Source organism: Rhodococcus kronopolitis, assembly GCF_042654025.1.
GTDB lineage: Bacteria > Actinomycetota > Actinomycetes > Mycobacteriales > Mycobacteriaceae > Rhodococcus_G > Rhodococcus_G kronopolitis.
The window spans coordinates 99,270-121,374 of the sequence record NZ_JBHSFO010000012.1 but is presented as its reverse complement, the minus strand read 5'-3'; the positions used below and the strand labels follow the sequence as shown (position 1 = coordinate 121,374).

The following is a 22,105-nucleotide window of genomic DNA, read 5'->3' as shown; positions in this document are numbered from 1 at the left end:
GGCTGCTCGACGCTCGCACCGGGGGGATCGGGACGGCATGGGAACCACACCGAGAACGAGGATTTCGACACTGGTCGCGGGGGTCGCGGCCGTCCTGACCGCCGCCACCGTGCTGGTCGCACCGGCGGTACAGGCGGGTGGCGTCGACGCCTACCTGAACCTGCCGCTGGTCAACCGCGACGCCGAGGCGTCGCCCGGCGGGGTCAACGGCGCGCTGCCCACCGACCCGGACGTGCTGCGCGGCCTCCTCGAGACGGCCCGGTCGCGCGGGCTGGCACCCGCCTCGTACCGGGCCCTGCTCTTCCAGTTCTGGCTGACCGAGGCGACGCAGGCGGCAGGCATCGACCTCGGTTCCTGGGATCCGCGGGCCGGGGTGAAGGCCAACCGCGAGAACCTGATCCGCTCCTACCGCTACTACGAAGACCTGCAGCTCGGCCACCGCGAGCTGCAGTGGGCCGGGATGGGCGGCCAGGTCGGCGCCGACTTCGGCGGCGGCCTGGCCGATTTCGACCTGCTCACCGACGTCTACGACCTGCCCGGCCTCGCGGCGACCTCCCGCGCGGTCGTCGGCGCCGTCACCGACGCCGCCGGCCCTCAGGCACTCGAGCTGTTGCCTGCCGGGCTGCGCGCGCTGGCCTCGGCAGGCGACCGGATCACCACCGAGGACCTGCACTACATCCTCGGCATGATCCTGGTGATGCAGAAGCACATCTTCTCGGACCTGATGCCGATGCACCGCGCCTACGTCACGCAGGGCCTGCCCGCGCTGGAGGAGATGGAGCGGGCCGGGCTGTTCGGCGCCGACCTGATGACCGCCTGGCGCGACATCGCCTCGAAGGACCCGGACCGCGTCGCGCGCGGCAATGCCGCACTGCTGCAACGCGAGCAGGGCGTGATCATCAAGGACCAGTGGGACACGGTGCGCGCCTACAAGGGCGACGTCGGCGAGGCCGTCACCTACCTGTCCACGGTCGCCGGGTCACCGTCGGTCGCCGGGGTGACGCCGCCCCGCTCGTACCGCCCGGTCCGGGTGCGCGCGGGCCTGCCGGACGGACGCACCGTCACCGTCACCAGCCCGCTGCCGTCGTGGAACTGGTCGGTGTACGAGCAGCGCTGGGACTACATCGCCGCCGAACTGCTGCCGCGGTACCGGGCCCAGGTCGACGGCAACTGGCCCACCCTCGAGGCGCAACTGCGGGTGCCGTACGAGACCCAGTTCGAGTCCAAGCGCCCGTTGCTGAGCATCCCGCAGATCCTCGAGTCAGCATTGGCCAACACCAAGGTGGAGGTGTCCTAGATGCGAAAGCACCTGGCACGACGCACAATTCAGACGGCGGCTCTGACCTTGGCCGCCATGCTCACAGCACTGGGCCCGGCCGCGGCCGGGCCGCCGGAAAGGACCCAGGGTCCGGTGGCCACCCCCGGCCCCGGCGAGGTCTTCCAGGGGTACACGCTCTCCACCCTGACCGACGGCCGCATGGCCACCCGTGAGGAGTTCGACGCGGGCCTGGCGAACCACGACCCGTTCTACGCCGAGCCGGTCCTGACCGGCACCGAGGCGCCCGGCACCCTGCTCAAGTCGAAGCCGGTGCAGGTGCAGTTCACCGGATTCCGGCCGGCCCACCTCGCGGCGTGGAAGCTGATGTACGTCACCACCGACCTCGACGGCAGCCCCGCGATCAGCACCGGCATCCTGATGGTCCCCGTCGACGGCCGGGACGACGCGACCCGCGCGGTGGTCGGCTACCAGGAGGCCAACGACAGCATCGGCGCCTACTGCCACCCGAGCACCCAGTGGACCGGCGGCGACCCGATCGACGGCGCGTCCTGGTCCGCGCTGGGGCCGCTGGGGCTGATGTTCAACCGCGGCCTGGCCGTGATGATCACCGACGTGGGCAACGACGGCGACCCGAACCCGCACGGGGTCTTCGCCGGCCGCTTCGGCGGGATGGCCAACCTGGACGGCCTGCGGGCCGCACTGGCGCTGCCCGAGGCGGGGCTGTCGGCCGACGCTCCGATCGGCCTGTTCGGCGTTGCGGGCGGGGGCGTCGGCGCGGCCTTCGCCGCCGAGTACCAGCCGACCTACGCACCGGAGCTGAACGTGCGCTCGGCCGTGCTCGAGGGCATGGTCGTCAACCAGCGCAACTTCGTGCGGACCGCGAGCGGCTCGGTCGGATCCGGCTTCGCCTTCGCGGCGCTGCTCGGTCTCGAACCCCGCTACCCGCAGATGCGGATCGACGAGAAGCTCACCCCGGTGGGGAAGGCGATCGCCGACAACTTCCGCACCCAGTGCCAGACGCCTGCCTACTTCGCGCTGCCCTTCGTGCCGCTGAACACCCTGTTCGTCGGCGGCGCCGACCCGGCGGACATCCCGGACTTTCAGCCCGTCTACGACGACAACCAGCTCGGCGTCGGCACCGCCCCGAAGTCCAAGGTGCTCATCACCTCCTGCCAGGCGGACGACTCCCCGATGTCGCTGGTGCCCGCGCAGGACGCGCGCGACCTCGCCGACCGCTACCGGGCGGGCGGCACCGACGTCACCTACGCAGGCAGCAACTGCAGCATGGACCGGTTCCTCACCGACATCTACGGCTGGGGCACCGACCTGTTCGGCATGCAGACCGTCGACTGGCTCGCCGACTCGCTGAACTGACCGACTCCCTGAACTGACCGGGGCGAACCCCGGTCAGTCGCCTGCGCCCCAGTGCGCCAGCCAGGCGGCGGCGTCGAGCCCGCCGTGCGGCACCCCTGCGGCGTGCGCGGCCTGCTCGGCCGCCCGGATCTGGCGCACGAAAGCCAGTGTCGCCTTGCGCAACTGGTCCTCGGCACTGCCCGGGCCGTCGAGCCGGACCGAGCGCAACCGGGCCGGGACCAACTCGTCGGGCAGACCCGCCCGGCCGGCCCGCTCGATCACCTTCTCCGCCAACGCGAGCGCAGGCTGAGCCATCGCGATGCCGTCGATGCACGACGCCCGCGCCTTCTCCGCCGCCTTGGCCACCTCCCAGGCGGCCTCCTGGGCGGCCACGTCGACCGGTCCGGTGTGACCGTTGCTCAGGTGCGGGCTGCGATTGGCGAGCTTGGCGACCAAGGCGTCGGCGACGTCGTCGACGGTGAACGGGTCGGTCGCGGACTCGGCCGCGATCCGGGAGTGGAAGAGCACCTGCAGCAGCAGGTCGCCGAGCTCCTCGCGCAGGCCCTGCGGGTCACCCTCGTCGATCGCGTCGAGCAGCTCGTAGGTCTCCTCGAGCAGGTAACGCCGCAGCGAGTCGTGGGTCTGGGTGACCTCCCAGCCACCGAAGCCCCACAGCCGGTCCATCACGTCGACGGCCCGGACCAGGTGCTCCCCCGCCGCCCGCTCGACCTCCACCAGCCCCTCGCCTGCCCCGACCCGGTGCCGGACCGCCGCACTGTCGCGATCCATCGCCACCAGCACCAGGGCACCGGGCTGGTGCGGAACCCGCAGCGCCGTGCGCACCGCCGCGGGCACGTCCTCGGCGAACTCCACCGGCCCGCGCAGCAGCGGTACCGCCGCCATCGGCACCACCGTGGGGCGCAGCGGGTCGAGCAGGACCACCGTCATCGCGTCACGCGCTCACGTCCACGGCCCCGGCCGCCCGGCCGTCCATCGCGAGCAGGAAGTCGGCGATGTACTGCAGCAGCTCCACGTCCCGTACCCGGTCCGCGCCGATGCCGCCGGAACCGGTGCGCGGCAACGGCATCTGCACCATTCCGGTGGTCGCCCGGTACTGCGCGGACGGATAGATCCGCTTGAGCCGCAGCTGCTTCGAGTCGGGCAGCTGCATCGGCGCGATCTTGAGCTGGGTGCCTGCGACCGAGACCTCCTCGATGCCGTACTCGCGGCACAGCAGCCGCAACCGGGCGACGGAGACCAGCCGGCGCACCTCCTCCGGGAGCGCGCCGTAGCGGTCCACCAGTTCCTCGATCACCGCGGCGATCTCGTCCGGGTCGGCCGCCGCGGCCAGCTTGCGGTACGCCTCGAGCCGCAGCCGATCGCTGGTGACGTAGTCCGGCGGGATGTGCGCGTCCACCGGCAGGTCGATGCGCACCTCCTTGACGGCCTCGTCGGTGGTCACCGGGCGACCGTCGGCGATGGCGCGGTAGGCCTCCACCGCCTCGCCGACCAGTCGCACGTAGAGGTCGAACCCGACCCCGGCGACGTGGCCGGACTGCTCGGCGCCCAACACGTTTCCGGCACCGCGAATCTCGAGGTCCTTCATCGCGACGGCCATGCCTGCGCCGAGGTCGGAGTTCTGCGAGATGGTCGCGAGCCGGTCGTAGGCGGTCTCGGTCAGCGGCTTCTCCGGCGGGTACAGGAAGTAGGCGTACCCGCGCTCGCGACTGCGGCCGACCCGCCCGCGCAGCTGGTGCAGCTGCGAGAGGCCAAGCGAGTCGGCGCGCTCGACGATCAGGGTGTTGGCGTTGGAGATGTCCAGGCCGGTCTCGATGATGGTGGTGCACACCAGCACGTCGAACTCGCGCTCCCAGAAGCCCTGCACGGTCTTCTCGAGGGTGTCCTCGTTCATCTGACCGTGCGCGACCACCACCCGCGCCTCGGGCACGAGTTCGCGAAGTCGCTTGGCGGCCTTGTCGATCGAGCTGACCCGGTTGTGCACGTAGAAGACCTGGCCGTCGCGCAGCAACTCGCGGCGGATGGCCGCGGCGACCTGCTTGTCCGCGTACGCGCCGACGTAGGTGAGCACCGGGTGCCGCTCCTCCGGCGGGGTGAGGATGGTGGACATCTCGCGGATGCCGGCCATGCTCATCTCGAGGGTTCGCGGGATCGGGGTGGCGGACATCGTCAGCACGTCCACGTGGGTACGCAGGGCCTTGATGTGCTCCTTGTGCTCGACGCCGAAGCGCTGCTCCTCGTCGACGATGACCAGTCCGAGATCCTTCCACCGGACGCCGGTCTGCAGCAGCCGGTGGGTGCCGACAACCACGTCGACGTCCCCGTCGGCGAGGGCCGCGATGATCTCCTTGGAGTCCCCCGGATCGGTGAAGCGCGAGAGCCCCCGGACCTTCACCGGGAACGCCGCCATCCGCTCGGTGAAGGTCTGCAGGTGCTGCTGGGCCAGCAGCGTCGTCGGCACCAGGATGGCCACCTGCTTGCCGTCCTGCACCGCCTTGAATGCCGCGCGCACCGCGATCTCGGTCTTGCCGTAGCCGACGTCGCCGATCACCACCCGGTCCATCGGAACCGGCTTCTCCATGTCCGCCTTGACCTCGCTGATCACCGTCAGCTGGTCCTGGGTCTCGGTGAACGCGAAGGCGTCCTCCATCTCCCGCTGCCACGGGGTGTCCGGGCCGAAGGCGTGACCGGGCGCCGCCTGGCGGGCCGCGTACAGCTGCACCAGCTCGCCGGCGATCTCCCGAACCGCCTTGCGCGCCTTGTGTTTCGTGTTGGTCCAGTCGGAACCGCCGAGCTTCGACAGCGCGGGCAGCTCGCCGCCGACGTAGCGAGAGAGCTGGTCGAGCGACTCCATCGGCACGAACAGCCGGTCGCCGGGGTGTCCACGCTTGCTGGCCGCGTACTCGATGACCAGGTACTCGCGCCGGGCCCCGCCGATGGTGCGCTCGACCATCTCCACGAACCGGCCGATGCCGTGCTGGTCGTGCACCACCATGTCGCCTGCGGACAGCGCGAGCGGGTCCACCTGGTTGCGGCGCTTGGCCGGCAGTCGCCTGCCGTCGCCGACCGCGGCGACCCGGTTGCCGGTCAGGTCCGACTCGGAGATCAGCACCAGCCCGGGGACGTCGCCGGAGCCGGCGAGCACCAGTCCGTCGTGCAGGCTGCCGCACAGCACGCTGACCTGGCCGCGCGCCGGCGCAGACCCGGGGTCGACGGCGGCCGCGGGCACCTCGGCCTCGGCCAGCCGCTCGCGGACCCGCTGTGCGGTACCGGATCCGGCCACCACGATCGCGGCCCGCCCGCCGGTGGTCACGTGCGCACGCAGCGAGACGAACAGCTCGGCCAGCAGGTCGTCGGAGCCGCGGACCTCGGGCGCCGGCTTGACGTCGAGCACCAGCTCCTCGGCACTGCCGGAGGCCAGCGGGCTCACCGTCCACCACGGCCGGCCGTGTGCCTCGACGCTCTCGCGCACGTGTCGCAGCGATCGGTATGCCGACGCCGCCAGGTCGATGCCGATGCCGCCGGAGGTGTCCACGCCCGAGGTGTCGATGGTGGAGGTGTCCAGTGGCGCCGCACCGCCGATCGACGCCGCGGTCCAGGACGCCTCCAGGAACTCCTGACCGGTCCGGACCAGGTCGGTGGCCCGGGTGCGGATCTTCTCCGGATCGCACAGCAGCACGTGGCTGCCCTCGGGCAGCACGTCGGTCAGCAGCACCAACTCGCCCCCCTGGAGCACCGGCAGCAGCGCCTCCATGCCCTCCACCGGGATGCCCGCCGACAACTTGTCGAGCATCTCCACCAGCGCGGCGTCGGCCTGGTTGTCGCGCGAGAGCGCCGCGGCCCGGTCCCGGACCTGCTCGGTGAGCATCAGTTCACGGCACGGCGGGGCGATCAGCACGTCCACGTCGAGCTCCGGCAGCGAACGCTGGTCGGCCACCGAGAAGGACCGCAGCTCGGTCACCTCGTCACCCCAGAATTCAACGCGGACAGGATGATCCGCGGTGGGCGCGAAGACGTCGAGGATGCCGCCCCGAACCGCGAACTCGCCGCGCTTGCCGACCATGTCGACCCGCGTGTACGCCATCTCCACCAGCGTCTGGATCAGCCCGTCGAACGGCGTCTCGGTGCCGACCCTCAGGGTCACCGGTTCGATCTCGCCGAGACCCGGCGCCATCGGCTGCACCAGCGACCGCACGGTGGTGACGACCACGCGCAGCGGCGGGCCGTAGGCGGCGTCCTCCGGGTGCGCCAGTCGGCGCAGCACCTGCATCCGGCGCCCGACCGTGTCGGCCCCCGGGGAGAGCCGTTCGTGCGGCAACGTCTCCCAGGACGGAAACTGCGCGACCGCGTCGCCGAGCACCTCGCTCAGCTCGACGGTGAGGTCGTCCGCCTCCCGGCCGGTAGCGGTGACCACCAGCAGCTGGGCGTGATCGGCGATCGCGGCCGCCACGAACGGGCGGGCCGGCACCGGCGCGACGATGTCGAGGGTGGCGCTGCCGACGGCGTCACGCAGCCCGTCGAATGCGGGGTCGGCGACCGCCGTGGCGAACACCCCCGCCAACGGGTGGACGGCGGATTCCGTGGCGGCCTGACTCGGATCGTGCGGAGTACGGGAAGGCAACGTCGATGCTCCTGGGTCTGCCAAACGAGTCTTGAGTTTTCCGAACGAGGTCTTGGGGTCTTCCGAACGAGTCTTCGATTTTCCGAACGAGGATCTAGCCGGACGACTGAGGCGATTCTAGGCGCAGGCCCCCTCGTCACTCCCGCAGCTGAGGGTTCTCCTCCAGATTGGTCAGGCCGTTCCAGCACAGGTTCACCAGGTGCGCGGCCACCACCTCCTTGGATGGGCTGCGTTCGTCGAGCCACCAGGTCGCGGTGGTCGCGACCATCCCCACCAGCGCCTGCGCGTACAGCGGCGCCAGCTCGGCGTCGAACCCGCGGCGGGCGAAGTCTCCGGCCAGGATGTGCCCGACCTGGCTGACCGCCTCGTTGAGCAGGCTCGAGTAGGTTCCCTCCTTCGCCGAGACCGGCGAGTCCCGGACCAGGATCCGGAAGCCGTCGGTCCGTTCCTCGACATAGGTGAGCAGCGCCAGCGCGACCCGCTCGACCCGGATCCGGGACCGGTTCTGGGTGAGCGAGGAGGTGATCATCTCCAGCAGCGTGGACATCTCCCGGTCCACCACCACGGCGTAGAGCCCCTCCTTGCCGCCGAAGTGTTCGTAGACGACGGGCTTGGACACGTGGGCGCGGGCGGAGATCTCCTCGATGGACGCGGCCTCGTACCCCCGCTCGGCGAAAACGCTACGGCCGATCTCGATCAACTGCTGGCGACGCTGGGTTCCGGTCATCCGGGTCCGGGGCGACTTGCCGGGCAGAGCCGGCGATGGTCCGTCTGGAGTTGCCTGCGGTGGTCGGGACATGTCGACGAGCCTATCGGCCGGGGGCGACACGCCCGGCGCGACACTTCCCGGCCGGTTCGACCCGATCGCGGGTCGCATGCGAAGATCGTGGGCGCGCGGCGGGTGCTCGACCTTCGGTTCGACGGCACTCCGCTGCCGAAATGATCCGCCGTAGTGTAATGGCAGCACCTCTGATTTTGGTTCAGATAGTTCAGGTTCGAGTCCTGGCGGCGGAGCGCAAGACAAGTCGACTTCTTGAGGGAGTTACATGCCAGTCGAGACCGCCGTGGTTGTCCTCGCAGCGGGTGCGGGGACACGAATGCGGTCCAAAACCCCCAAGGTGCTCCATGCCCTGGGCGGTCGCACCATGCTGGCCCATTCGTTGTATGCGGCCGCGGAATTGAAGCCTGCGCACCTGGTCACCGTGATCGGTCACGAGCGTGAGGCCGTCGGCGCCGCCGTCGCCGGTGTCGCCGCCGAGCTGGACCGCGAGATCGCCACCGCCGTGCAGGACGAGCAGAACGGCACCGGCCACGCCGTCGCCTGCGGCCTGGGCGCACTGCCCGCGGACTTCGACGGCACCGTGGTGGTCACCTCCGCGGACGTGCCGCTGCTCGACGGCCACACCCTGCACGGGCTGCTCGACGAGCACCTGTCCGCGACGACACCCGCCGCGGTGACCGTGCTCACCTTCGTGCCCGCCGACCCGAAGGGCTACGGACGGATCGTCCGCACCACCGACGGCGAGGTCCTCGAGATCGTCGAGCAGGTGGACGCGACGCCGGAGCAGGTCACCATCGCCGAGGTGAACTCCGGCGTCTACGCGTTCGACGCGGCGGTGCTCCGTGACGCGCTGGGCAAGCTCCGGACCGCGAACGCGCAGGGCGAGCTGTACCTGACCGACGTGCTGAAGATCGCCCGACTGGCCGGCCGGGACGTGCACGCGGCACAGCTCGCGGACGAGGCCAAGGTCGCAGGCGCGAACGACCGCGTGCAGCTGGCCGCGCTGGGCCGCGAGATGAACCGTCGCACCCTCGAACGCCACATGCGGGCCGGCGTCACCGTGATCGACCCCGCGACCACCTGGGTCGACGTCGACGTGACCATCGGCCGCGACGTGACCATCGAACCCGGCGTGCAGTTGCGCGGGCGCACCGCGATCGGCGAGGACGCCGTCGTCGGTCCGGACAGCACGCTGACCGACGTCACCGTCGGCGCGGGCGCGACCGTCGTGCGCACCCACGCGGAGCACTCGACGATCGGCGCGGGCGCGACGGTGGGCCCGTACACCTACCTGCGTCCCGGCACCGTGCTCGGCGAGTCCGGCAAGCTGGGCGCGTTCGTCGAGGTGAAGAACTCCGAGGTGGGGGCGCACTCGAAGGTGCCGCACCTGACCTACGTGGGCGACGCGACGATCGGCGAGCACAGCAACATCGGGGCGTCGAGCGTGTTCGTCAACTACGACGGCGTCAACAAGAGCCGTACCGTGGTGGGGTCGCACGTGCGAACCGGGTCGGACACCATGTTCGTCGCTCCGGTGCAGGTGGGTGACGGTGCTTACACCGGAGCCGGAACGGTGCTGCGGTTCGACGTTCCGCCGGGGGCGCTCGCCGTCTCCGGAGGCAAGCAGCGCAATATTGACGGCTGGGTCGAGCGGAACCGACCCGGCACTGCGGCGGCCGACGCGGCCTCGCGGGCACAGCAGCACCACATCGAGAACACGAACAAGGACGGCGAAGAGCAGTGACCGCGAATTGGATCGACAACCAGAAGAACCTCATGCTCTTCTCCGGTCGCGCCCACCCCGAACTGGCCGAGCAGGTGGCCAAGGAACTTGACATCCAGATCACGCCGCAGACGGCCACGGACTTTGCGAACGGCGAGATCTTCGTCCGCTTCGAGGAGTCCGTGCGCGGCAGCGACGCCTTCGTCCTGCAGAGCCACCCCGCGCCGCTGAACCAGTGGGTGATGGAGCAGCTCATCATGATCGACGCCCTCAAGCGTGGATCCGCGAAGCGCATCACCGCGGTGCTGCCGTTCTACCCGTACGCGCGGCAGGACAAGAAGCACCGCGGCCGCGAGCCCATCTCGGCCCGCCTGATCGCGGACCTGCTCAAGACCGCGGGCGCGGACCGGATCATCACCGTCGACCTGCACACCGATCAGATCCAGGGCTTCTTCGACGGCCCGGTCGACCACATGCACGCGCAGGGCCAGCTCGCCGAGTACGTGCGGGAGAACTACGGCACCGAGAACATCTGCGTGGTCTCCCCGGACGCGGGCCGAGTCAAGGTCGCCGAGAAGTGGGCCGACGCCCTCGACGGCGCACCGCTGGCCTTCGTGCACAAGACCCGCGACCCGCTGGTGCCGAACCAGGTCAAGTCGAACCGGGTCGTCGGTGACGTCAGCGGACGCACCTGCGTGCTGATCGACGACATGATCGACACCGGCGGAACCATCGCCGGCGCCGTGAAGGTGCTCAAGGACGCAGGCGCGGGCGACGTCATCATCGCCACCACCCACGGGATCTTCTCGCACCCGGCCGCCGAGCGGCTCGCGGCCTGCGGCGCCAAGGAGGTCATCGCGACCAACACGCTGCCGATCCCCGAGGAGAAGCAGTTCCCCACGCTGACGGTGCTCTCCATCGCGCCGCTGCTCGCGCGCACCATCAAGGAGGTCTTCGAGAACGGCTCGGTGACCTCGCTCTTCAACGGCAGCGCCTAGGCGCTTCGCGCTCGTGCGCGGTTGACGGGTCTGTGGACCCGTCAACCGCGCACGAGCGATAGCCTGTCCCTGTGGTGTTCACAGGGTTTCCCGTCGCGGCACTCGACTTCTACGAGGACCTCGAGGCGGACAACAGCAAGAGCTGGTGGACCGCGCACAAGAGTGTCTACGACGAGTGCGTCCGCGAGCCGATGACCGCGCTGCTCGCCGAGCTCGAACCACGGTTCGGGGCAGGCAAGGTCTTCCGGCCGTACCGTGACGTGCGATTCTCGAAGGACAAGACCCCCTACAAGACCCACCAGGGCGGATTCGTCGACGCCGCGTCCGGCCTCGGCTACTACGTCCAGGTCGACGCGTCCGGTCTCTTCGTCGCGGGCGGCTTCTACCAACACACCCCCGACCGGGTCGCCCGGTACCGCACCGCGGTCGACGGGGCGCTTCGTGGTGGGCAGCTCGAGACGATCACCGGCGACCTGCGCGCCGCCGGATTCGAGATCGGCGGTGACCGCCTCAAGACGAAGCCACGGGGGTTCGCCGACGACCATCCCCGGATCGAACTGCTGCGGCACCGTTCGCTGACCGCAGGCCGCTCCTACGGCTCCCCGCGGTGGCTGTCCACTGCCCGGACCGCCACCGAGGTCGCGGCCGCGTGGACGGCGCTGGAACCGCTCGTCGAGTGGGCCGCCGACGTGCTCGGCGATCCGTCCTGACGGCACGAGACCAATCGGAATCTTCTTGCGCGACAACCAATTGTGCGCTATGTGGACGCGACACGGACCGGCTGACCATGAGATTCGTCACGCCTGAACGGAGAACGCCAGGTTCGTAACGATCCGGTGTCGTGCGGCGCGGAGGACTGCCCTAGTGTCATGCGTCGTGATTGACGCGCAGACTCTCGATGTCCCGGCCGGAACCACGACGATGCAGGCGGCCCGACGTTGGGTTCCCGGCTCCTGCGTGTGGTGCGGTGACGACGATTCGGTGGAGACCTATCGGAACGAGCCCCGGTGCGGCACCTGCCGCGAGAACGAAGAGATCATCGAAGGTGCGCGACGCTTCCTCGGGATGTACGGCCTGCGCCCGCTCGGCGGCACGCTGCAGTCCGACGACGACGAGGAGCGCGAGGTCCGCGTCAACGCTCGCGACGCCCGCGCCGCGCTGAACGGGACGCGCCTGCAGAACCCGCCGGACCCGGCACTGGTCCGCAAGGCCCTGCGCCCCCGCGCCGCGGCCGTGGTCGCCGAGACGGCCGCCCCGGTCCGCCGGACCGCCCCGCGTACCGCCCCCGCCGCCACCACCGCCTCGGGTTCCGCTGCCGGTACCGCGAAGACCACCGCCTCGGTCGCGACGACCACGGTGGACCTGGCCACGCTCGAGGCCCGGGTCACCGGCCTGCTCGAGCAGCTCACCACCGTCGGCGAGCAGATCGCGGTCGCCGAGACCGGCCAGGGCCTCGCCGCCCGCGCCCGGCTCGCGGACCTCACCAAGCAGCAGGCGTCCATCCTGCGCATGCTGGCGGCGCTGGAGAAGACCCGCCGCGGCATGAGCAACTGAGCCGGATGAATTAGCGTCCACCGCATGCTGATCCGCGACGCCGGCCCCGACGACCTCCCGGGCATCCTGACGATCCACAACGAGGCGGTACTCAACTCGACCGCGGTGTGGGACGAGGAGACGGTCGACATCCCGGACCGTCGGGCCTGGCTCGAGGGTCGCCAGGAGGCCGGCTTCCCGGTGCTGGTGGCGGTCGAGGGTGACACGGTGGCCGGGTACGCCTCGTACGGGACGTGGCGAACCAAGAGCGGCTACCGGCACACCGTGGAGAACTCGGTGTACGTGCACGCCGACCATCACCGCAAGGGCATCGCGACCTCGTTGATGACCGAGCTGATCGCCCGCGCACGCGACGGCGAGGTGCACGCGATGGTGGCGAACATCGAGGCCACGAACGTCACGTCAGTGGCGCTGCACGAGCGCTTCGGGTTCCGGGTGGTCGGCCAGCTGCCGGAGGTCGGCGTGAAGTTCGGCCGCTGGCTGGACCTGACGATCATGCAGCTGACCCTCTAGCGCGCGCACCCGCAGCCCGTGCGGACCGGAATTGGCGAACCCCACCTGTAACACCGCGGCGGCGGTACCGAAACACTGGTCATGGACGACGTTGGGGTGCGGATCGCCACACTGGAGTACCGGGTCGGGCGCCGACGGAGGGCGGTCTACTCGTTCAACCCCGCCCTGCCGGAGGTCGGCGGCTGGGCGCGACCCGAGTCGGCGGCCTGCGCGGAGTCGATTGCGATCTCCGACGCCGCTGCGGCGTTCGAACTCTCGGATGCCTGCGCCCTCTGGCTCCACCTGGCGGCCCCCGCCGCGGATCAGGCCCTGATCGCGACGTGCGAGGACAACGCGTTGGTGGCCACCGCCGACCCCTCGAGAATCCATCACATCTCCGGCATCGCCGCCACGAGCAGCGACGAGCCGCGACACCGCGAGCTGCCGGTTCGCGACGTCCTCGACGCGATGCTCGACAACCTGGACTGGCGACGTGGCCGGTACGCCAACCGGCCTGCCAGTGCACACGAACTGTGGGAGTGCTGCGCCGCCGACGGCCCACCGGGGCCGGTCTCGGCGCGGACCGTCGGACCGTACACCGGCTGGCGGCTCGAACAGGGTGCCACCGTTCGAGTTTCACCGCTGGGCCACAACAACTTCCGCACCGACGCGGCGGTCAGGCGAATCCAGGCCACGATCGACGGCCTGGACGGCACCGTCGAGAGCTGGTGTGACGCGCACGATGCCCTGGTCGGCGTGCCCCAGGCCGGCCCCAGCTGGCTCGTCGCGCCCGGGGCCGACGGGTTCGACGGACCCGACCGCAGGCTCCTCGCCGACCTGTTCCTCGATCTGATCCTGTGGCATGCCGGACGGACCGCCGGCCCGCCCTCGCGCCCGGTGCGGCGCGACCCGCTCGGGTTCGACGCCCCGCTGAACGGCCTCCGGCGGCCCGGGACCTGGTCCCGCGTCACGTCGGCCGGCGCCTCCGAGCTGTTCATCGGCATGAGCGAGGACGGCTTCGAGCTCGGCGTACCGAGCCCAGCCGGCGACCCCGCGACCGAGTACCGGATCACGGTCCCCCACACGGAGATCGACTCGATGTGCCGCCGCCTGGGCGCACCCGCGCAGGCGCATCCGGGTGCCGTCGTCAGCCTGTTCGTCGACGACATCCTGGCGAAGGGCCCGCTCGGTTGGCTGGTGAGCCAGGGTGTCGAACTGTGGACCGAGACGCCGTCGCGCACCGGCCGCGGACCGGACACCAGGCGAGCACCCGCCCGCGTCGCCCCGCCCGCACCCGACGCCGTCACCGGATCGACGGGTGCGGCGCTGCCGGGCACCAGGTTCGACCGGATGCTCTCCTTTCGCGCGGCGAGCGGCGGGCACGACACCGGTCTCGGGCTGCCCGGCAAGTCCGAGTTCCCGGCCGAGTGGTCGACTGACACGACGCTGGCCCGGATCGACGCGACGATGGATTCGCCGGACCGGCGAACACAGATCGGGCACACCGTATTTGACGAGCGGACGTTCGACGGGGTGCTGGTCTGTTGCGTCTGGCGGCGGCCGATGGAGGGTGGATCCCGGATGCTGACGGCATTCCCGGTGTGCGGCGATGGCGTCGCGCTGAACCCGTACCCGGCCGACTACCCTGCGGACCTGGTGACCTCGGTGGCGCAGGCCCTGCCGGACCTGCTCGCCGACGGCGACCGGGAGGCGGTGCGCCTCGTCGCGATGGCCGCGGCGGTCGGCGAGCCGTACGAGGCCGTGCAGTCCGGGCTGTGGGTCGCGCTGCGGGACGGGATCGCGCTGCCCGAGAAGTACATGATGGCGATCGGGACGATGGTCGACAACAACTTCTTCGCGGCCGAGGACGACGACGAGATCGTGGCGGTGTTCAACGTGCTGGCCCGGCGAGACCATCCCGAAGCCACCTCGTGGGGGCAGCTGTAGCCAGTCCCTCGACGGTCGAACAATTCGACCGTCGAGTAACTCCACGGTCGCCCGCGAACCGGCCGGGACGCTCCGAACGGGACATAGAAGACACGGATGTAGCAATCCGGCGTCTCCTGACGATGTACAGGACAATGCAGACAACGAAGTGACGCACCGGCCGGGGGAAGAACCCGGTGTGTTCCGGGAGTCCGAATGGGGAGTGGGCATGGCATCTCGTAGGTTCTTCGCACGTCATCCGATTGCGTCGGGCATGCTCGCGCCCGCGATCCTGGGCGTGGCGGCGATCGCCACGCTGCCGTGGGCGCTGTCCCCGGGACCGCACACCGCGGACACCGAACTCACGGCGTCGGTGACCGAGTGCCACGACATGGTGACCGTCTCGGTCGCCGGCCGAAACGACACGCCCCGGGCGGGCACGACGAAGATGCTGGTCGGCGCCGACGGCAAGGACCTGCCGGCCGCGCTGTCGAGTGACTATCGCAGCGACTGGGTGGACCCGGTCGTCAATGCACCGTCCGGCTCGGTGGACAAGGGGTCCTACGCCGCCGTCTACATCGCGTATCCCGCGAACATGGACAGCTACGACGACGCCGTCAACGTGGGGGTGGCCAACACCGAGTCGGTGATGCGGCAGATCCAGACGGCGTGCCCGAACACCAAGTTCGCGATCACCGGGTACAGCGAGGGCGCCGACGTCGCCCGCCGTGTCGCCATGAATGTCGGGCACCAGCAGGCCGATGCCGACGGCGGCTACTCGATCGTCGATCCCTCGAACGTCGTCGGTGTCGTCATCCTCGCCGACGCCGGCCGCGCGGCCGGTCAGGGCCCGTTCCCCGGCGCAAAGAACCCGTTCACCAACCCGGACGGGTTCGACACCAAGTACCAGAACGGCACGACCGCGACGCCAGGACGGGGCGCCGTCACGAACACCGGCGGCGACGACTTCGGCACGCTGGCCGGGAAGGTCGCCGCGTTCTGCTCCGACGGCGACCTCACCTGCGCTGCACCGCAGAACATCTCGCTGCTGCAACTGGTGGTCAACCTGGGTCGGCAGTTGAACATCGACGGACTCGAGAAGAACGGGCTCACCCCGGCGACGGGCCAGGACGTCGCGGTCACCCTCGGCCGCATCGCAACCGACGCGTTCGCAATGATTCAGTCCCAGCCCAACTGGATGCAGGGTGACCAGACGTTCCTCGACGTACTGCTGACGGTGTCGGATCCGTCGCACAAGCCGGGCACGAAGGTGCAGGCACCCGCGAAGGCCGAGTCGATCTCGGCGGACACGATGTCCCCGCTGGCCTATCTGCCGAAGAAGGTGTTCAAGGAGATCGTCGGGCTGATCGTGACGAACCAGAACACCATCCCGGTGGTCATGAGCGATCCGTACAACTTGACGCTCGCCCCGAACGGCAAGGGCCATCACTTCGACTACTGGCGGGACGCGAACCCCGCCAACGGCAAGCCCCTGACCTCCGCCGAGTACGCAGCCGCCTGGCTGACCGAACTCGCAAAGCAGGCACAGGCCGGGCAGTCGATCGATCCGACGACGAAGCCGGACTCCGTCCTCTCGTCGGCCGGTACCGGAAAGCCGTCGGCCACGCCCACGCCGTCGGGCACGCCCACGCCGTCCGGCGCGCCCGCGACCCCGGCGGCCACGACACCGGCGACGACGACCGAGCCGCTGGCGGATACCGAGTCGGCAACTGAGACAACTGCGCCCGAGCCCAGCACGGACGCGGCGACGACGTCAGCTCCGACCACGACCCTCCCCGTGACGCCGGTCGACACACCGGAGAGTTCGACGACCGCGGAATCGCCCGCAGCGACTCCAACTACCAGTCCCGCGGCGACGACCACGACCACCAGCGCGCCCGCCACTCCGGTTCGAGGCACGACCGAGTAGATCAGCCTCGGCGTCCGACTGTCGGGACACACGGCTCGACGCGGTCAGAACGGCGGCGGCGATCCGTCCGGCCGCGGGCGCCGTGGGCTCGGCGGACAGGAGCGGTCCACGGTGACCGTTCGTCCGACCGTGCCGGCATTGACGTAGTCGCCACCGGCGTCCCGGAACTCGCGGATCACCCGGTCGAACTCCGGGTTCCGCCAGCGCGGGGCACTGAGGTCGAGAAGGAACTCGAGGCCGTTGGTGATCGGCGAGCTCGCGTCCTCGAACAATCGTCGAACGGTGGCCCCGTCGGCGAGGACGTTCGGGCCGATGCCGCGCGCAGCAAGGTCGGCCTCGGCGCGGGCACGGCCGGCCTCGGCGCGGGCACGGCCGGTCAGGGTGGCGGCAGCGCGGTCACCCGGACCGGAGTCGTCGCGGGCGTCCGGATCGCAGAATGCTCCCCCGGGAACGGTCACCAGCTTCTCGCCGTTGGGATCGGTCCATTCGAGGCGTCCGCCACCGATCTGCCGAACCTTCCAGTACCCCTGGTCTTCAGGCGATGATGCTGCCGCCACCAACGGTGCGCCCGACGCCCCTTCAGCGCTGGACAAAATGGCCATTTCCGACAGGTCGGGACAATTCCTGATATTCATTCTCACTCAGCGGGACTGACGCAGATCGCACCGGTGAGCTTGGGTACAAATGGATCCGCACTGAGACGTGCATCACCCCCTTCCATCCCAAGGAGTGCTCACTATGGGTTCGTCTGACGCCGACCTCGCCATGTTCGCCGACGCCGCCAAGATCATCGGGTTCGGCGCCACGATCCTCGGTGGCACCGCCGCGGTCCTCGGACTCGGCATGCACCTGAACACCATGTCGGCCGACAAGTAAGTCGCAGACAACAGCTGCCACACGGAAGGGCCCGCTCGCATCGGCGAGCGGGCCCTTCTGCGTCTGCCGCCTGCTACACCCGGTCCGCGAGGATCAGCGCGAACCGGTCCAGCGGATCCGTCCACACCCGGTCGCTGGTGAACCCCGCGCTCGCCAACTCCTTGCCGATGCCCTCGAGCCGGAACTTTGCCGAGATCTCCGTCCGCATCTGCTCCCCCGCCGCAAACTCCACCGACATATCGAGCGCCGGCAGGTGCACCGTGGCCGCGTCCCGCGCCTCGAGCCGCATCTCGATCCACTCGTTCGTCTGGTCCCACACCGCCACGTGCCGGAAGTTGGACAGGTCGAAGTCCGCCCCCAGTCGGTCGTTGAGCACGGCCAGCACGTTGCGGTTGAACCGCGCGGTCACTCCCGCGGCGTCGGCGTAGGCCGGCACCAGCACGTCCGGGTCGGTCACCAGTCCCACCCCCAGCAGCAACTGCTCCCCCTCCTCGAGCACCTCGGCGATCGAGGCAAGGAATTCCTCCCGCTCCTCCGGGACCAGGTTCCCGAGCGTGCCACCGAGGAAGGCGATCATCCGCCTGCTCCCGCTGCGAGATCCGTCCGCGCCACGCCTGCCCGGCAGATTGTGCAGCGTCTCGGTGAAGTCGCTGACGATCCCGTGCACCGCCAGCGACGGAAACTCCTCGGCCAGTTGCCGGGCCGCCGAGACCAACGCCGCCTCGGACACGTCCTGGGGCACGTACCGCTCCAGCGTGCCGTGGGCGGTGAGCGCGTCGAGCAGCAGCCGGGTCTTGTCCGACGAGCCCGAGCCCAACTCGACCAGTATCTGCGCGTCGGTGGCCTGCGCGATGTGCGGGGCACTGACCCGCAGCAGCTCCCGCTCGGTGCGGGTGGGAAAGTATTCCGGCAGCCGCGTGATCTCCTCGAACAGTTCACTGCCACGCGCATCGTAGAACCATTTGGGCGGCAACCACTTCGGTGACGCCGCCAGCCCGACACGAGCGTCGTCCCGCAGGTTCTGGTTCAGCTGCTCGGGCGAGAGGTGAACCTCCACTGTCGGTTCGCTCATGACCGTCCCTCCGCTTCGGTGATGTCCAGTTCGGTGATCTCCAACTGCCCCGGCCTGGCACGCACCAACCGCCGGTCCGGGACCTGAATCCAGCCCGGCCCGTCGTCGACCGGCTCGGACGCCACCAGCGCCGTCGCATCGTCGACCCGCGCCCACAGCGAGTGACCCACGGTCGACGCCCACAGCGTGGACCCGTCGCCGAGCAGCAGGTTCAACCGCGACCGCGGCGCCGCGGCCAGGACGTCGGAGATCACGGATCGAAGCGCATCCGCCGGTCCGCCCGCGACCAGGCGGCGCCGCACCAACGTCCACACCAGTGCCGAGTCGGTCAGCGCGGGCATCCGCAGCAGCTCCACTGCGGGCAGCCACTCCGCGAGCGCCGCAATCGATTCCGGCCAACCGCCTATGAGACCGTTCAGGCTGAACGCCCAACTGCCGTCCTCGAACGGCGCGCAGGCCGCCCGTTCCAGCGGCATGCCGACCGTCGCGGACCGCACCGCCGCCAGCACCGAACCCGAGCGCACCCCGGCCAGTACCCCGCCGACCGCCGGGTCCGACCAGATCGGCGCGGCATTGCGGTACCCGCGGACACCGGCGGCGCCGTCCCACCAGGCGACGCCGAAACCGTCGGCATTGATGGTGCCGCCGCCCCGCATGTCCCGCGGCGCCCACGACTGGACGAACAGGCTGTGGGTCCCGGCGGTCAGCAGTTCACCGACAGCTCGCGGCGGACCGAGGTAACCGAGGTGCCGGCACACGCGCCCTACGCCCCGACCACGTCTCGCGCACAACGGAACCCCGCGAAGATCTGCCTGCGGATCGGAAGGTCCCAGTTGCGGAACGTGCCTCGGCAGGCCACCGGGTCTGTCCCGAACGAGCCGCCGCGCAACACCTTGTAGTCGCCGCCGAAGAACACCTCCGAGTACTCCCGGTAGGGGAACGCCGAGAACCCCGGGTACGGCTGGAAGTCCGAGGAGGTCCATTCCCACACGTCGCCGATCAGCTGGCCCACCCCCAGCGGCGACCGACCCGCCGGGTAGGCGCCCACCGCGGCCGGTTCGAGGTGCCGTTGGCCCAGATTCGCGTGGCCGGAGTCGGGTTCGCCTTCGCCCCAGGGGAATCGCCGGGACTCGCCGGTCCGCGGATCCCAGCGCGCGGCCTTCTCCCACTCCGCCTCCGTGGGCAGCCGCCTGCCGGCCCACCGCGCGTAGGCCTGCGCCTCGAAGTAGCTCACGTGTACCACCGGACTTGCAGGCGGCAACGGCGCCAGCACCCCGAAGACCCGGCGCCACCAGTTGCCTGCGCCGTCACGCTCCCAGAACTGCGGCGCCGCGAGCGTGGCACTCTGCCGATGCTCCCAGCCCCGCGCACTCCACAGCTCCGGGCGTCGGTAGCCACCGTCGTCGAGGAACTCGAGGAACTGGCCGTTGGTCACCGGCGCCGCGTCGATCGCGAAGGCCGGCAGAGCGACCCGGTGCGCGGGCCGCTCGTTGTCCAGGGCCCACGGGTCGGTGGAGGTACCCATGGTGAACTCGCCTGCGGGCACCACCACCTCCGCCCCCACCGCCGGAGGCCACGACGGCGACGGCGGCGGCGGGGCCGTCAACACCGCCGGGCCGCTGCGCAACTGGTGGGTGGCGAGCATGGTCTCGTCGTGCTGCTGCTCGTGCTGGGCGATCATCGCGAACGCGAAACCGTCCCGCTCGAGCCGCCGTCCCCGCAGCGGCGCCCGGTCCAGCACCTCCCACACCTTGTCCCGGACCTGCGCGACGTACCCGCGCGCCTCGTCCGGATCGAGCAGCGGCAGTGCGGGTCTGGCGGCCCGGGGGTGGCGGAACGCGTCGTACAGCTCGTCGATGTCACGCCGGACCGGCTCGCGGCCGCCGACGTCGCGGACCAGCCACAGCTCCTCCTGGTTGCCGATGTGCGCGAGGTCCCAGACCAGCGGACTCATCAACGGCGAGTGCTGCGCGACCAGCTCGGTCTCGTCGACGCACTCGGTGAGCGCGGCACTGCGGTCCCGGGCCCGGGTCAACGCCACCGCCAGCCGGGCCCGCAGCTCCTCGCCTGCGCTCATCCGCGGGAGTCCTGGACTGGGGTGCGGCCCCGGCGACATCGCTGCGCCGCGGCCGCCAGGTCCGCCTCGAAGGCCGTCGACCGCGACGCCGCGAGGAACAGCAGTTCGGCTGCGGCATTACGCAATTCGCCGTCCTTCAGCCCGAACTGCGCGGCCTCCCGCCAACGGCCGGCGGCCGGCGCCCCCAGGGCCGACGCCCGGGCCAGGGTCTGCCGGTCGCGCAGCAGCGCGTCGAGCGCGGCGATCGGAACCCGCCACAGGTCCCCCGGTTGGGCGTCGAGGTAGCGCACCTCGAGATGACCACAGGCCCGCACCGGGGGGAACAACGTGGTCAGGTGGTAGTCGAGGTCCGCGAGCCCGGGCCTCCGGCCGACCTCGTCGTCGAGGGCGCCGGACAGCCAGTCCGCGAAGCTCGCCGACGCCGGCGCCGACCAGTCGCCGTCCCGGCCGCCGTTCGACCCGAGACACCCGCCGATCACACAGAGCAGCGGGGCGTCCAGCGCCCAGCGGGAGTATCCGGCGATCGGGTCGGTCAACGGGCCCGGACCGGTCCGGGCCGGGTCCAGCTCCAGCCACGCACGCATCCGCTGCGAGGCCCAGTCTCCGTCGGGGATCCCGCACAGTCGCGGCGAGCAGGCGAAACCGGCGAGCAGGGCCGGACCGATCGCATCGAGCGCGGCCCACCGCTCGGCAACCTCGGCCGCGTCGGCGCCTGCGTCCACGCTGACCTGGGTGGCCGCGGTGTTGCACATCATCAAGCGGCCGAAGGGCCCGATCCGGTCGAACCGGTCCTGCATCGCGCGGTAGCGCAGCATCTCGAGCACCCGGCGCGCCGGCCGCGCGACGTCAGCGGCGGCGGCGTGCATGTCGATGCCCTCGTCGGCGAGCAAGCCGCGCAGCGTTCGGGCGTCCCCGCCGAGCGCGGAACACAGCTGCTCGGCGGAGGGAAACGGTGCGCTGGAGAGTTCGACCTGGCCGCCGGGCTCGAGTGTCACCGCGCTGCCGTGTGCCAGGGGCAGGGCGGGCGAGGCGACGGCCAGGGAGGTGGGTGCGTGCGGACCCAACGCGGCCGCGAGGGCGTCGAGGTCCGGTCGATCGTGCCCCGCGCCGGAGGTGATCCACTCCAGTTCGGCGCCGATCAGCCGCGGCGGCCCCAGCTTGAAACAGACACCACCGACATACGCCTCCGCGGCGGCCCTGGTGGTGAACCGTCGGGCGTCTACTGCCATTGCCATGATGCGCTCCGATCCTGGGCGGCACTACTCAGGCAGAAAAATTCACGGGCGAGCCGGATGTGGAACAGCGCCTCCGACACTAAACCGAGATCGGCGACGGCGCACCCGCCCGCGGTACCGTCCAGGCACCACCCGCCCCAGGAACGACACACCCGACCCCACGGGAGGAC

18 protein-coding genes and 1 tRNA gene are annotated in these 22,105 nt (G+C 70.6%); 11 read left to right on the top strand and 8 right to left on the bottom strand.

Going from position 1 to position 22,105, the window contains the following annotated elements:
• Positions 1 to 37 precede the first annotated feature (37 nt).
• Together ACFO6S_RS17560 and ACFO6S_RS17555 are read left to right on the top strand one after the other, a co-directional pair.
• Positions 38 to 1,297 (top strand): hypothetical protein, encoded by a 1,260-nt coding sequence (locus ACFO6S_RS17560; RefSeq protein WP_378419166.1) that lies wholly within the window; start codon positions 38 to 40, stop codon positions 1,295 to 1,297.
• A 57-nt stretch (positions 1,298 to 1,354) separates the two neighbouring features.
• Positions 1,355 to 2,653, top strand: coding sequence for a lipase family protein (locus ACFO6S_RS17555; protein ID WP_378419165.1), 1,299 nt, complete (start codon positions 1,355 to 1,357; stop codon positions 2,651 to 2,653).
• A gap of 33 nt (positions 2,654 to 2,686) precedes the next feature.
• On the opposite strand, the gene ACFO6S_RS17550 is transcribed toward ACFO6S_RS17555, so the two are convergent.
• From ACFO6S_RS17550 to ACFO6S_RS17540, 3 genes are all read right to left on the bottom strand, one after another.
• Positions 2,687 to 3,580 (bottom strand): nucleoside triphosphate pyrophosphohydrolase, encoded by an 894-nt coding sequence (locus ACFO6S_RS17550; protein WP_378419163.1) that lies wholly within the window; start codon positions 3,578 to 3,580, stop codon positions 2,687 to 2,689.
• Positions 3,581 to 3,584: 4 nt separating this feature from the next.
• On the bottom strand, positions 3,585 to 7,271 hold the full coding sequence (mfd, locus tag ACFO6S_RS17545; RefSeq protein ID WP_378419161.1) for a transcription-repair coupling factor: 3,687 nt from the start codon (positions 7,269 to 7,271) through the stop codon (positions 3,585 to 3,587).
• Between the two features lie 136 nt (positions 7,272 to 7,407).
• Complete coding sequence (locus ACFO6S_RS17540) at positions 7,408 to 7,998, bottom strand: TetR/AcrR family transcriptional regulator (RefSeq protein WP_378419159.1); 591 nt, start codon at positions 7,996 to 7,998, stop codon at positions 7,408 to 7,410.
• Positions 7,999 to 8,214: 216 nt separating this feature from the next.
• Here ACFO6S_RS17540 and ACFO6S_RS17535 point away from each other — a divergent pair.
• From ACFO6S_RS17535 to ACFO6S_RS17500, 8 genes are all read left to right on the top strand, one after another.
• A tRNA-Gln gene (locus ACFO6S_RS17535) sits at positions 8,215 to 8,285 on the top strand.
• A gap of 32 nt (positions 8,286 to 8,317) precedes the next feature.
• Positions 8,318 to 9,796, top strand: coding sequence for a bifunctional UDP-N-acetylglucosamine diphosphorylase/glucosamine-1-phosphate N-acetyltransferase GlmU (gene glmU / locus ACFO6S_RS17530; RefSeq protein ID WP_378419157.1), 1,479 nt, complete (start codon positions 8,318 to 8,320; stop codon positions 9,794 to 9,796).
• Positions 9,793 to 10,773, top strand: coding sequence for a ribose-phosphate diphosphokinase (locus ACFO6S_RS17525; protein WP_378419155.1), 981 nt, complete (start codon positions 9,793 to 9,795; stop codon positions 10,771 to 10,773). The genes glmU and ACFO6S_RS17525 overlap by 4 nt, the downstream gene beginning before the upstream one ends.
• 74 nt (positions 10,774 to 10,847) lie before the next feature.
• A complete protein-coding gene (locus ACFO6S_RS17520; protein WP_378419457.1) occupies positions 10,848 to 11,483 on the top strand; it encodes a DUF2461 domain-containing protein in 636 nt (211 codons plus the stop codon).
• A 166-nt stretch (positions 11,484 to 11,649) separates the two neighbouring features.
• Positions 11,650 to 12,327, top strand: a complete 678-nt coding sequence (locus tag ACFO6S_RS17515; RefSeq protein ID WP_378419153.1) for a hypothetical protein — start codon at positions 11,650 to 11,652, stop codon at positions 12,325 to 12,327.
• A gap of 24 nt (positions 12,328 to 12,351) precedes the next feature.
• Positions 12,352 to 12,840, top strand: coding sequence for a GNAT family N-acetyltransferase (locus tag ACFO6S_RS17510; protein WP_378419151.1), 489 nt, complete (start codon positions 12,352 to 12,354; stop codon positions 12,838 to 12,840).
• A gap of 81 nt (positions 12,841 to 12,921) precedes the next feature.
• Positions 12,922 to 14,766 carry a hypothetical protein gene (locus tag ACFO6S_RS17505; RefSeq protein ID WP_378419149.1) on the top strand — a complete coding sequence of 615 codons (1,845 nt, stop codon included), beginning with the start codon at positions 12,922 to 12,924 and terminating at the stop codon, positions 14,764 to 14,766.
• A gap of 208 nt (positions 14,767 to 14,974) precedes the next feature.
• On the top strand, positions 14,975 to 16,675 hold the full coding sequence (locus ACFO6S_RS17500) for a cutinase family protein (RefSeq protein WP_378419147.1): 1,701 nt from the start codon (positions 14,975 to 14,977) through the stop codon (positions 16,673 to 16,675).
• A gap of 44 nt (positions 16,676 to 16,719) precedes the next feature.
• On the opposite strand, the gene ACFO6S_RS17495 is transcribed toward ACFO6S_RS17500, so the two are convergent.
• Positions 16,720 to 17,232: a hypothetical protein gene (locus ACFO6S_RS17495; RefSeq protein WP_378419145.1), complete on the bottom strand. Its 513-nt coding sequence runs from the start codon at positions 17,230 to 17,232 to the stop codon at positions 16,720 to 16,722.
• A 181-nt stretch (positions 17,233 to 17,413) separates the two neighbouring features.
• On the opposite strand from ACFO6S_RS17495, the gene ACFO6S_RS17490 reads away from it, so the two are divergent.
• Positions 17,414 to 17,551, top strand: a complete 138-nt coding sequence (locus ACFO6S_RS17490) for a hypothetical protein (protein ID WP_378419144.1) — start codon at positions 17,414 to 17,416, stop codon at positions 17,549 to 17,551.
• A 73-nt stretch (positions 17,552 to 17,624) separates the two neighbouring features.
• Here ACFO6S_RS17490 and egtD read toward each other — a convergent pair whose 3' ends face one another.
• From egtD to egtA, 4 genes are read right to left on the bottom strand one after another with little or no spacing between them, the layout of a single operon-like run.
• On the bottom strand, positions 17,625 to 18,623 hold the full coding sequence (egtD, locus tag ACFO6S_RS17485) for an L-histidine N(alpha)-methyltransferase (protein ID WP_378419142.1): 999 nt from the start codon (positions 18,621 to 18,623) through the stop codon (positions 17,625 to 17,627).
• Entirely contained in the window at positions 18,620 to 19,381 is a 762-nt protein-coding gene (gene egtC / locus ACFO6S_RS17480) for an ergothioneine biosynthesis protein EgtC (RefSeq protein WP_378419140.1), read from the bottom strand. The genes egtD and egtC overlap by 4 nt, the downstream gene beginning before the upstream one ends.
• Before the next feature lie 5 nt (positions 19,382 to 19,386).
• On the bottom strand, positions 19,387 to 20,700 hold the full coding sequence (egtB, locus tag ACFO6S_RS17475; RefSeq protein ID WP_378419139.1) for an ergothioneine biosynthesis protein EgtB: 1,314 nt from the start codon (positions 20,698 to 20,700) through the stop codon (positions 19,387 to 19,389).
• Positions 20,697 to 21,935 carry an ergothioneine biosynthesis glutamate--cysteine ligase EgtA gene (gene egtA, locus ACFO6S_RS17470; RefSeq protein WP_378419137.1) on the bottom strand — a complete coding sequence of 413 codons (1,239 nt, stop codon included), beginning with the start codon at positions 21,933 to 21,935 and terminating at the stop codon, positions 20,697 to 20,699. Before egtA ends, egtB begins: the two co-directional genes overlap by 4 nt.
• Between the last annotated feature and the right edge of the window lie 170 nt (positions 21,936 to 22,105).